This is a genomic window from Methylococcales bacterium (genome assembly GCA_030949405.1).
In the GTDB taxonomy this organism is placed as follows: Bacteria; Pseudomonadota; Gammaproteobacteria; order Methylococcales; family Methylomonadaceae; genus WTBX01.
On sequence record JAUZSN010000002.1, the window covers coordinates 1,310,228 to 1,322,347 of the forward strand.

General features: G+C 38.0%; 12 protein-coding genes. 9 read left to right on the forward strand and 3 right to left on the reverse strand.

Features of this window, described 5'->3' with window-relative positions; translation table 11 throughout:
- Positions 1–52: 52 nt before the first annotated feature.
- Together ubiD and Q9M50_07030 are read right to left on the reverse strand one after the other, a co-directional pair.
- Complete coding sequence (gene ubiD, locus Q9M50_07025; GenBank protein MDQ7090383.1) at positions 53–1,516, reverse strand: 4-hydroxy-3-polyprenylbenzoate decarboxylase; 1,464 nt, start codon at positions 1,514–1,516, stop codon at positions 53–55.
- 111 nt (positions 1,517–1,627) lie between these two features.
- Entirely contained in the window at positions 1,628–2,086 is a 459-nt protein-coding gene (locus tag Q9M50_07030) for a ferritin-like domain-containing protein (protein MDQ7090384.1), read from the reverse strand.
- A 145-nt stretch (positions 2,087–2,231) separates the two neighbouring features.
- On the opposite strand from Q9M50_07030, the gene Q9M50_07035 reads away from it, so the two are divergent.
- The 7 genes from Q9M50_07035 to nqrF all read left to right on the forward strand — a co-directional run bounded on the left by Q9M50_07035 (position 2,232) and on the right by nqrF (position 8,927).
- A complete protein-coding gene (locus tag Q9M50_07035; protein MDQ7090385.1) occupies positions 2,232–2,738 on the forward strand; it encodes a phosphatidylglycerophosphatase A in 507 nt (168 codons plus the stop codon).
- Between the two features lie 252 nt (positions 2,739–2,990).
- The gene (locus tag Q9M50_07040) at positions 2,991–4,334 is read left to right on the forward strand and encodes a Na(+)-translocating NADH-quinone reductase subunit A (protein MDQ7090386.1); all 1,344 of its coding nucleotides are present in this window, start codon (positions 2,991–2,993) and stop codon (positions 4,332–4,334) included.
- Positions 4,334–5,536, forward strand: a complete 1,203-nt coding sequence (locus Q9M50_07045) for an NADH:ubiquinone reductase (Na(+)-transporting) subunit B (protein MDQ7090387.1) — start codon at positions 4,334–4,336, stop codon at positions 5,534–5,536. The genes Q9M50_07040 and Q9M50_07045 overlap by 1 nt, the downstream gene beginning before the upstream one ends.
- Positions 5,529–6,416 (forward strand): Na(+)-translocating NADH-quinone reductase subunit C, encoded by an 888-nt coding sequence (locus Q9M50_07050; protein MDQ7090388.1) that lies wholly within the window; start codon positions 5,529–5,531, stop codon positions 6,414–6,416. The genes Q9M50_07045 and Q9M50_07050 overlap by 8 nt, the downstream gene beginning before the upstream one ends.
- 1 nt (position 6,417) lies before the next feature.
- Entirely contained in the window at positions 6,418–7,086 is a 669-nt protein-coding gene (locus Q9M50_07055) for an NADH:ubiquinone reductase (Na(+)-transporting) subunit D (GenBank protein MDQ7090389.1), read from the forward strand.
- Positions 7,086–7,694 (forward strand): NADH:ubiquinone reductase (Na(+)-transporting) subunit E, encoded by a 609-nt coding sequence (nqrE, locus tag Q9M50_07060; protein MDQ7090390.1) that lies wholly within the window; start codon positions 7,086–7,088, stop codon positions 7,692–7,694. Before Q9M50_07055 ends, nqrE begins: the two co-directional genes overlap by 1 nt.
- 12 nt (positions 7,695–7,706) lie before the next feature.
- A complete protein-coding gene (gene nqrF, locus Q9M50_07065; protein ID MDQ7090391.1) occupies positions 7,707–8,927 on the forward strand; it encodes an NADH:ubiquinone reductase (Na(+)-transporting) subunit F in 1,221 nt (406 codons plus the stop codon).
- Between the two features lie 591 nt (positions 8,928–9,518).
- Here nqrF and Q9M50_07070 read toward each other — a convergent pair.
- Complete coding sequence (locus Q9M50_07070) at positions 9,519–9,722, reverse strand: reverse transcriptase N-terminal domain-containing protein (protein ID MDQ7090392.1); 204 nt, start codon at positions 9,720–9,722, stop codon at positions 9,519–9,521.
- A 968-nt stretch (positions 9,723–10,690) separates the two neighbouring features.
- Between Q9M50_07070 and Q9M50_07075 the strand changes: the two genes are divergently transcribed.
- Together Q9M50_07075 and Q9M50_07080 are read left to right on the forward strand one after the other, a co-directional pair.
- Positions 10,691–11,209: a transposase family protein gene (locus Q9M50_07075; protein ID MDQ7090393.1), complete on the forward strand. Its 519-nt coding sequence runs from the start codon at positions 10,691–10,693 to the stop codon at positions 11,207–11,209.
- Positions 11,210–11,345: 136 nt separating this feature from the next.
- Positions 11,346–11,618: a transposase family protein gene (locus tag Q9M50_07080; GenBank protein MDQ7090394.1), complete on the forward strand. Its 273-nt coding sequence runs from the start codon at positions 11,346–11,348 to the stop codon at positions 11,616–11,618.
- The last annotated feature ends 502 nt before the right edge of the window (positions 11,619–12,120 follow it).

Below are 12,120 nucleotides of genomic sequence, written 5' to 3' on the forward strand. Positions count from 1 at the left end.
AAGCGTTGGAAAATTATAGAGACGCAAATGCCTTGCGCCTCTATTCATGAGATTAAATCCCTAACGTTTTCCACATCTCATCAACTTTTTTAACCACATCCTCTGACATTTTAATCGTTCGGCCCCATTCACGAGTGGTTTCCCCTTCCCATTTATTAGTTGCATCAAAGCCTACTTTTGAGCCTAAGCCTGAAACAGGCGATGCAAAATCTAAATAATCTATCGGCGTATTTTCTAAAATAGTTAAATCACGCGCAGGATCCATCCGTGTGGTCATCGCCCAAATAACATCCTGCCAGTTACGCACATCAACATCCTCATCGACAACAATGACAAATTTAGTGTACATAAATTGACGTAAAAATGACCACGTTCCAAACATAACCCGTTTAGCATGACCTGCGTACTGTTTTTTCATGCTAATAACCGCCATTCGATAGGAACAGCCTTCGGGCGGCAAATAAAAATCAATAATTTCTGGAAATTGTTTTTGTAAAATGGGTATAAAAACTTCATTGAGTGCAAGCCCTAAAATAGCAGGTTCGTCAGGGGGTCTGCCAGTATAGGTACTATGATAAATGGGGGCTTGACGTTGAGTGATTTTTTCAATGGTAAACACAGGAAAGTCATCAACTTCATTATAATAGCCGGTGTGATCGCCAAAAGGCCCTTCTGGAGCGGTCTCATTCGGATAAATAAAGCCTTCTAAAACAATTTCGGCACTGGCAGGAACTTGTAAGTCGCTTAATAAACAGTTGGCCACTTCGGTTTTACTGCCCCGCAATAAACCTGCAAACGCATATTCGGATAATGAATCAGGAACAGGCGTTACTGCCCCTAAAATAGTTGCAGGATCAGCCCCTAAAGCAACGGCAACAGGGTAAGGTTTATCAGGGTATTGTTCTTGAAATTCTTTAAAATCTAAAGCCCCACCTCGATGGGTTAGCCAACGCATAATCACTTTATTTTTAGCAATCACCTGTAAGCGATAAATCCCTAAATTAAGGCGGGCTTTATTCGGACCTCGTGTAATCACTAAAGGCCAGGTAATTAAAGGCGCGGCATCTTCTGGCCAGCAGGTTTGAATCGGATAATCGGCTAAATCAATCGCATCGCCTTCACGGGTTAATTCTTGACACGGTGGCGATTTAACCACTTTTTGTGCCATGTTTAAAACGCTTTTATAAACGGGAAGCTTTTCTAACGCATCTTTCATCCCTTTAGGTGGTTCAGGTTCTTTTAAAATCGCTAATAATTCACCAATCTCACGTAATGCGCTGACAGATTCTGCACCCATCCCCATAGCCACGCGATGCGGCGTGCCGAATAAATTGGCCAAGACAGGAATATTTGAACCTTTTGGGTTTTCAAATAATAAAGCAGGCCCTCCTTGTTTTAAAGTACGATCACATATTTCAGTCATTTCTAAAACGGGGTCAACTTCAACGGTGATGCGTTTTAATTCACCTTGTTTTTCTAATTGCTTAATAAAGTCGCGTAAATCTTTATATTTCATAAGGGAGGTTTTGGGGCTATTAAGAGGGGATACATAGCTGCGTAGGATGGGCTTAGCCCACCCCACACAATTTAAATTTAAGAACCGTATTAGATTAAACCTGACAAGTTTTTAAGCTTTATAGGCGGCAACATCACCAGGATGTCTTAACATTTTATTAACTTCATCAAGATGCAGCTCTTCATTCACAATCATATCTCTTGCGTATTCTTCTAATAAAACTGAAACGCCCTCTTCGGCTATTTTCAATAACTTATAATAACCTTTTAAGGCGGCTTTTTCATGAATCATACTTTCACGTAAAATATCCCCCATATCATGCTGTTCAGTTTCCAGTAATTTTCCAATTTTTAACGATGGATGCCCACCTAAAAGAGTCACTAATTCTCCCGCTTTATGCGCATGAACCAGCCCCTCTTCAGCATTACTTTTCATCCAACTAACAATGGGGATTCTATTGTACCCATAAACCATTAATGAATAATGGGTATAACGCACAACACCCGCTAATTCAATTTCCATTATTTTATTCAGTACATCAATCGCTTTTTTAGTTTCTGCTTCTGTCATCGTAAAATCCTATTAGTTTAAAAAATGTTCATTATAAACAATAATGATCGCCTATTGCACAGCACTTAAAAACCATTTAGATGATTTTCGTAACAATTTGCTAGAATATGCGACTAAAATTTCCCCTAATGAAGGACTGATCGTAATGACTATTTTTCTTGAAAATTATGGCAAAACCCAATTAACCCCTAAGCAAATTATCCGTGACCCCATTTTATTTTTAGCCTTTGGCTTTGGTTCAGGATTGGTTAAAAAAGCCCCAGGAACCATGGGAACGGTGGCTGCTATTCCTGTTTATTGGGTTATGGCTCAATTTAATATTTGGATTTTTTGCTTGCTGACGCTAATCATTACTCTTGTGGGTATTTGGATTTGCGATGAGGCGGCAAAAAAATTAGAGGTTCACGATTTTGGTGGAATTGTTTGGGATGAAATTGCAGGCTATTTGATTACGATGGCGTTTACGGTCGCCGTTATCCCGTTTTCATGGCCCGCTATTATTGTTGGGTTTCTCTTATTTAGATTTTTTGATATTTTAAAACCTCAACCGATTAAATGGGTGGACAGTAAAGTCGAAGGCGGCCTAGGTATTATGTTAGATGATGTCATTGCGGGTCTTTTTGCAGGAATTATTTTATTTTTTATTTTTTAACCCGTTAGCTATTTAACCTAGTCTTAAAAATGTCATTATTTTTGGCAAAATAGAGCGTTTATTTCTAAGCTTAATTTAAGAGAGCAACGCTCACTAATAAAGCATTAACTTGCATGAGCTTGTTGATTGAGGAATTAAGCGATTTATGGTGTAATAGTAGGGTTTTACATTTTTCAAGTCCCTCTTATTTAATAACTATAAAATTAAGAGGCGTGTTTACCACAACTTGTCTGGAGATTAGGCTTATTCACTATGCAATTTAATATAACTAACGGTTTAGATTTACCTATTACGGGTCAACCTGAACAAAAAATTTCGGATGGCAACACGGTTAAGTCCGTTGCTGTTCTTGGGCAGGATTTTATTGGCTTAAAACCTAAAATGATGGTCGCAGAAGGCGATACCGTTAAATTAGGTCAAGCTTTGTTTGCAGATAAACAAAATTCTGGCGTCGTATTTACCTCGCCTGCAGCGGGTGTCGTCACTGCGATTAATCGCGGCGCAAAGCGAGTATTACAATCGGTTGTCATTGAAATTAAAGGGAAGAAAGAAGAAACCTTTAAAAAATACGCAGCTGATAAACTGAATGAATTAACCTCGGATAAGGTTAAGGAAAATTTATTAGCATCGGGTCTTTGGATATCATTTAAAAATCGTCCTTACGGTAAAGTGCCTCATACGGACATCACCCCTGCGGCCATTTTTGTGACCGCAATGGATACCCGTCCACTCGCAGCCGATCCTACCCTTATTATTAAGGAACGGGCGGATGATTTTGCTCATGGCTTAACGGTTATATCAAAACTAAGCAGCGGTAAAACCTATCTTTGCAAAGCAACGGGTGCTGATATTACCAGTTCAGAGGTTGCGGTTGCTGAATTTTCAGGGGCGCATCCAGCAGGCTTGGCAAGTACCCATATTCATTTTCTTGATCCCGTTCATCACGATAAAACCGTTTGGCATTTAGATTACCAAGCCGTGATTGCGATAGGCGCGTTATTTACCACAGGTAAACTTAATGTTGAGCGTGTGGTTTCGCTTGCAGGGCCTGCGGTTAAAAACCCGCGTTTAATTCGTACCCGTGTTGGGGCGAATACCAATGATTTGGTTCTGGGTGAATTAAGCGATGATGAAAATCGTGTGATTTCTGGGTCAGTTTTATTCGGTCATGAAGCCATTGATTGGGCCAGCTACTTAGGCTGTTATTCATTACAAATTTCAGCGTTGAAAGAAGGTCGTCAACGTGAGTTATTTGGCTGGATTGTGGCGGGTAAAGATAAATATTCCGCAATGAATATTTACACGTCAAGTCGTGACCGTAAAGACAATCGTTTGTTTCCTTTAACCACTGATAAAAATGGCAGTAACCGTGCGGTTGTGCCTGTGGGTGTTTATGAAACGGTGATGCCAATGGATATTTTGGCCACCCCGTTAATTAAAGCCTTATTAGTCGGCGATACCGACCAAGCACAATTATTAGGCTGCTTGGAATTGGACGAAGAAGACATGAGTTTGTTTACTTTCGTTGATCCTGGTAAACATGATTTCGCCCCTGTATTAAGGGTAAATTTAACCAAAATTGAGGTGGAAGGATGATCTCAGCGAGAGAATTATTAGACAAGGTAGAGCCTCATTTTATCCAAGGCGGTAAATTAGAGACTTATTACGGTCTTTATGAAATGGTGGATACCTTTATATATACCCCGTCGGATGTGACTCAGGGCAAAACCCATGTCCGTGATGGTAATGATTTAAAACGTACGATGACTTTTGTGGTGATTGCAACGTTTTTTTGTATCATGATGGCGATGTATAACACGGGTTATCAAGCTAATTTAGCCATTGAAGCGATGGGACTCACAGAATCGCCTAGCTGGCGTAGTTTGGTGATGAATATCTTCGGTTATAACCCGATGAATCCATTATCAAATTTTATTCATGGGTCATTGTTTTTCTTACCGATTTATATTGTTACCTTAGCCATTGGTGGTATTTGGGAAGTTTTATTTGCCACTGTTCGTGGTCATGAAGTGAATGAAGGCTTTTTAGTTTCTTCAATGCTTTATACCTTGATTTTGCCACCTGATATGCCGTTATGGCAAGTCGCGTTAGGGATTTCTTTTGGTATCGTGATTGGTAAAGAAGTCTTTGGAGGCACAGGTAAAAACTTTTTAAATCCTGCGTTAACAGGACGTGCTTTTTTATTCTTTGCTTACCCAGCCTCCATTTCAGGCGATGCAGTTTGGGTCGGTGTTGATGGTTTTACCGCAGCAACCCCGTTAGGTTTAGCGGCACAAGGCGGTTTAGAAGCGGTTCAAGCGGCAGGTTATAATTGGTTTCAAACCTTTATGGGTTTTATGCCTGGTTCAATTGGTGAAACCTCAACCTTAGCGATCTTAATCGGCGCCGCTTTTTTACTTTACACTAAAATTGCGTCATACCGCATCATGGCAGGTGTTTTAGGCGGTATGATTGCGACATCATTATTATTTAATATGATTGGTAGTGAGAGTAATCCCATGTTTGCGATGCCTTTTTATTGGCATTTAACCTTAGGCGGCTTTGCTTTCGGTATGGTTTACATGGCAACAGATCCTGTCTCGGCAGCAATGACGAATACAGGCCGTTGGATATTTGGGGCATTAATTGGCATCATGGTCGTTTTAGTGCGTGTCGTTAATCCTGCGTTTCCAGAAGGGATGATGTTATCAATTTTATTTGCCAACATGTTTGCGCCTGTGATTGATTACTTTGTGGTTCAAGCAAATATTAAAAGAAGGATGAAACGTCATGTCTAATGAAAAGAAACAATGTAAAACCATGGCTAGTCTTTGCGAAAAATTAGACAAATGTGAACATTACCAAAAATTTGCACAATACAGAGATCAAATTTTAGCGTTAAGTAATGAGAGTTTAAAGAAAACCATTGCGGTTGCATTAGCACTCTGTTTTGTTTGTGCGATTCTCGTTTCAATTTCAGCGGTCGCTTTAAAACCGTTACAAGTTGAAAATAAAGCAATGGATATGAAAAAGAATATCCTTGATGTTGCTGGTCTTCTGACAGAAAACGCTAATATTCATCAGGCGTTTGCTGAAAAAATTGAAGCTAAATTAGTCAATATGGAAACAGGGGAATACGTTGAAGATCTGGACGTAATCACTTATGACCAGCGTAAAGCAGCTAAAAACCCCGCTCAAAATACCCTTATCCCTAAAGATAAAGATCTTGCGAGTATTAAAGTCAAAGCCAAAATTGCTAAAGTTTATTTAGTCAAAGAAGGCGATGCGATTAAATCCATTATTCTTCCTGTTCATGGCTATGGCTTATGGTCAACGATGTATGGCTTTTTAGCCTTAGATGCCGATGGTCAAACGGTGCAAAGTATTAACTTTTACGATCAAGCAGAAACACCTGGGTTAGGTGGTGAAGTCGTTAATCCTAACTGGCGTGCTTTATGGTCAGGTAAACAAGTTTATTCTGAATCGGGTGACGTTGCTTTGAAATTAATTAAAGGAGTCGTTGATAATACAAAAGACGGTTCTGAATTTCAAGTCGATGGTTTAGCAGGTGCGACTCTGACAAGTACAGGGGTGAGTAATTTAATTAAATACTGGATGAGTAACGAAGGTTTTGCTACTTATTTAGATAAAATAAGACCTGAGTGCGAGGGAGAATAAAATGGATAATGAAACAAAAAAAGTATTAACCGACCCCTTAGTCAATAATAACCCGATTACGTTACAAGTCTTAGGGATTTGTTCGGCATTAGCCGTGACCTCACAAATGTCAACCTCATTGATTATGGCGGTGGCATTAACAGTGGTAACCGCCTGTTCAAGTGCGGCGATTAGTTCGATTCGTAATCATATTCCCAGTAGTATTCGGATTATTGTACAAATGACCATTATTGCGTCATTAGTGATTGTGGTCGATCAACTGTTAAAAGCCTTTGCTTACGATGTGAGTAAACAATTATCGGTTTTTGTCGGCTTGATTATTACTAACTGTATCGTCATGGGACGTGCAGAAGCTTATGCGATGAAAAATCCACCGATGGCAAGTTTCATGGATGGCATTGGGAATGGCTTAGGCTACAGTTTAATTTTAATTATCGTCGCTTTTTTCAGAGAATTATTAGGCTCTGGAAAATTATTAGGCATTGAAATTTTTCCATTAATCAAAGATGGCGGCTGGTATGAACCTAATGGTTTAATGTTATTACCGCCAAGTGCTTTCTTTATTATAGGTATTCTTATTTGGGTGGTTCGTCAATGGAAACCTGACCAAGTTGAAGACCAAGATTTTAAGATTTTGGACATTTCACACGGTGAAGGAGGGCATCACTAATGGAAGCTTATATTAGTTTATTTATTAAAGCGGTTTTTGTTGAAAACTTAGCCTTAGCTTTTTTCTTAGGAATGTGTACCTTCCTTGCGGTCTCGAAGAAAATTTCAACCGCAATGGGGTTAGGTATTGCGGTGATGGTAGTACAAATGATTACCGTCCCAGCGAATAACCTGATTTATCATTTGTTATTAAAAGAAGATGCACTGGCATGGATGGGGATTACAGGGGTTGATTTAAGCTTCCTAGCCCTATTAAGTTGTATTGGCATGATTGCGGCCTTAGTACAGATTTTGGAAATGATTTTAGATAAATTTTTTCCTGCTTTGTATCATGCGTTAGGGGTATTTTTACCCCTTATCACCGTAAACTGCGCGATTTTAGGCGGCAGTTTATTCATGATTGAACGGGATTATGATTTTGGCGAAAGTATTGTTTACGGGGTAGGCAGTGGCTTTGGTTGGGCATTAGCGATCACAGTGATGGCGGGTGTACGTGAGAAATTAAAATACAGCGATATTCCAGCAGGTCTACAAGGCTTAGGAATTACTTTCATCAGTGCAGGATTAATGTCATTAGGATTTATGGCATTCTCTGGCATTCAACTTTAAAAAGGTATCATAATGCTTGAAATTTTATTAGGCGTGGTGTTTTTTACGGTGATCGTAATTGCACTGGTCTTTATTATTATCGGCGCGAAAAGTAAATTAGTGGCTTCGGGTGACATCGAGATTCTTGTCAATGATGAGAAGACTATTCGTGTTCCCGCAGGTTCTAAATTACTAACTGCATTAGCCGATAATGAATTATTTATTCCCTCTGCCTGTGGTGGTGGCGGGACGTGTGGGCAATGTAAAGTTAAAGTTAATTCAGGCGGTGGTGAAATTTTACCAACGGAATTATCTCACATAACCAAAAGAGAAGCTGCCGAAGGTGAGCGTCTTTGTTGTCAAGTCACGGTTAAACATGACATGAACATTGAAGTCGAAGACAGTGTTTTCGGGGTTAAAAAATGGGAATGTACCGTTAAATCGAATGACAACGTAGCGACATTTATTAAAGAATTAGTCTTAACTTTACCTGACGGTGAAGCGATTAATTATCGTGCTGGGGGATATATTCAAATTGAATGTCCACCCCATGTCTCGAAATATGCCGATATGGATGTTGCTAAAGAATTCCATGAAGATTGGGATAAATTTAACATTTGGCGTTATGTCTCGGATGTAAAAGAAGATACCTTGCGTGCGTATTCAATGGCTTCTTATCCTGAAGAAAAAGAAATCATGTTGAATGTACGGATTGCCACACCACCTCCTGGTGCGGCTGATTCAGTGCCTCCTGGTATCATGTCATCGTTTATCTTTAATTTAAAAGAAGGTGATAAAGTGATGGTTTCAGGGCCTTATGGTGAGTTTTATGCCAAAGACACTGATAATGAAATGGTCTTTATTGGTGGTGGAGCAGGAATGGCACCGATGCGTTCCCATCTTTTTGACCAAATGAGACGGTTAAAATCAAAACGTAAAATGTCATTTTGGTATGGCGCACGTAGTAAACGTGAAATGTTTTATGTTGAAGATTTTGACATGTTAGCCAAAGAGAATGACAATTTTGAATGGCATTGTGCCTTGTCAGACCCAATGGCAGATGACAATTGGGATGGTTACACGGGTTTTATTCACAACGTGATTTTGGAAGAGTATTTGAAAAATCATCCTGCCCCTGAAGATTGTGAGTTCTACATGTGTGGGCCTCCAATGATGAACAGTGCGGTAATAAAAATGCTGAAAGATTTAGGCGTTGAAGACGACCATATTATGTTGGACGATTTCGGCGGTTAATTTTTTTAGCGAGCGTATCACTAAAACGGGAAGTCGAGATTAAACTTGGCTTCCCGTTTTTGTTTAGTAATGTTGGCTACCAGTTTAAGACGGGACACTTTTAACATCGTAGCTCAATGAAATCTAATGTCTCCGCAGTAGTTGTATTTACTGCTGTCCCGCCTTAAGTTGGTATCCCTGTTTACTTATAATAGAGCTTCTTTTTTAGTTTTTTAGACTTTTGAAAGGCTTTATTTTAAAGGGTTACAGAGGGGATATGACTACCTTTTTATCGTTTTATGACTACCTTTTTACCGTTTAAACGCTACCTTTTTATAGTATTGAACTATTTTTTATAGTTAAAAAATAGTTGAATATTAAACGCTTAATTCCTCTAAGGATTAACGCAATTTTCAAAGATTTTTTGCATGATTTTTTAATAGCTTATCACTACCTTTTTATAGCCATTAAAGTAGCATCATTGTGCAAGACTCGAATTTAGTGGTGGTTAAGTATAATAATGTCGTTGAAGCAGGTTATCAGCTAAGGAAATAAAGAGGTCAGTTAATTAAATTACACCCCTGCGGTTTTCTTGCCTTGATTTTCTGTCACTCACCTGACAGCAAGCAGGCGACCACTTACAGAGTGATTGAGCAAGCGTTGCAAGTTTTTCACCCGCCGCCACTTACCCTGTTTAACTGCCTTCACGATACGCGCTTGAAGTTTACGCACATAACGATTCGCTCGCGTCCAATTGAACGTGTGCCAATTTGTTACGCGGGAATCCGCGTCAGTAGCAAGTAGTCCGTATGAAATACAAGAAATACCGCTTAAAAATTTGATGTGTAGCCCGTATGGAACTTGCGTAATACGGGAAACCCCACGTTAACGTTTCATATAAAGCTATAATATTGATGGACACGATGAAAACACCGTGCCGAATCAAAGGGGTAATCAAAGGGGTCGAATCAAAGGGGTCGAATCAAAGGGGTCGAATCAAAGGGGTCGAATCAAAGGGGTCGAATCAAAGGGGTCGAATCAAAGGGGTCGAATCAAAGGGGTCGAATCAAAGGGGTCGAATCAAAGGGGTCGAATCAAAGGGGTCGAATCAAAGGGGTCGAATCAAAGGGGTCGAATCAAAGGGGTCGAATCCGAATCAAAGGGGTCGAATCCGAATCAAAGGGGTCGAATCCGAATCAAAGGGGTCGAATCCGAATCAAAGGGGTCGCGAATCAAAGGGGTCGGAGTAACTTGGTTTGGTAATCAAAGGGGTCGGAGAATCAAAGGGGTCGGAGTAACTTGGTTTTATAACCACATGGTCACTTCAATCAAATACCAAACCGATAAAAAACCTTTGAGGTTTTCAAAATATCAAAGATCTGCGCCCACTTGTCACTCATTAATTAAAGCTAATCTCAACTTTACAATGTTGATTCATACAATCACGCAAATATAAAATAATCAAACTTTCATAAGAAACACCCGTAAAATTAAGCGTCTGGAGCGATTATTGACTTTACTAATTTTGCAAGCTTTGAAACTTTAAAGCTGTCTCGCCTTAAGTTGGTAGCCCTTTTCACTGACCTCTTCGTTTATGAGTTATAAACTTATTCAATAGACTTGTTCTTCTAAATAAAATATATTAAAATCAATTGCTTATATATACTTGATAACACTCACAATCAGTTGATACAGCCTAATAAATAAACTTTAAATTAAATTATTAAAAATAATAAATAAGCTTTATAATAAATTTCTATAAAAAATAAAAATCAAAGTATAACATGAAAATAAAAGAAATTTTACCAAGAATTTATGATGATAGACAGTTAAGAGCTTTAACAGGATTAAAAACAGAACATTTTATTTTACTATTATCTCTATTTGAAAAGACCCTTATTGAAGATCAAAAAGAAAAACATGAAAATAAAGAAAGAAAATACGGTAGTGGTTTAGATAGCACATTAAAAACACCCGCAGACAAATTATTATTTATATTAAATTATATGAAGTGTTATTCTACTTTCGATCACTTAGGGTTTTCTTTTAATATGAATAAATCATGCGCCCATACTCATGTATACAAATTATTTCCAATTTTAATAAAGACGTTAGATATATTTAATGTTTTACCTGCAACAAGTTTTTCAACCCCTGAAGAAATGCAGCAGGCTTTTGGCGGAATTCAAACATTGATAATAGATGCTACAGAGCGTGCTGTACAACGCCCTAGTGACTATGAAGAACAAAATGAATTTTACAGTGGTAAAAAAAACAGCATACAATTAAAAATACCACTATAGCTTCTTTAGGTCATTTAATTTTATATATTGGGGTTAGTTTTCCAGGTAAAAATCATGATTATGGAATGTTTAAAAAGAATTTAATCCAGAATTAAATTGGTTTAGTAATTTTAATATATTTATTGATTTAGGTTATTTGGGGTTTAATAATGAATATAAAACTAATTCGGTAAATATTCCTCATAAAAAACCAAATAAATCTAAGCATAATCCAAACCCAACATTAACTGAAAATCAAAAAAAAGAAAACAAAGAGATGAGTCGTGAAAGAGTCATTGTTGAGCATGTAATCGGTGGAATGAAAAGATATAGATGCCTAGTTGACAAGTTTAGAAATAAAAAAGAAGGTGTAAAAGATTTATTTTCTTTTTTAGCGGCTATCCTATGGAATTTTAACATGATATATTAACTTCTTCTTAAAGAACAAGTCTAATAAACAACTTCACATAATCATTAAAAATATATAGCTTATTGCGCTTTTTCCCTGTGAGCTCTCTTAAAATACCAAGATTAGAAAAATCCAATACTAATTTATTAGCTGTATTTGTTTGAATGCTAAGTAATTTAGCAATAGATTTTATATTAATCACAGGTTGCTTGTATAAATGTGCCATTAATTTCTGGAATCAAAGGGGTCGGAGTAACTTGGTTTTATAACCACATGGTCACTTCAATCAAATACCAAACCGATAAAAAACCTTTGAGGTTTTCAAAATATCAAAGATCTGCGCCCACTTGTCACTCATTAATTAAAGCTAATCTCAACTTTACAATGTTGATTCATACAATCACGCAAATATAAAATAATCAAACTTTCATAAGAAACACCCGTAAAATTAAGCGTCTGGAGCGATTATTGACTTTACTAATTTTGCAAGCTTTGAAACTTTAAAGCTGTCTCGCCTTAAGTT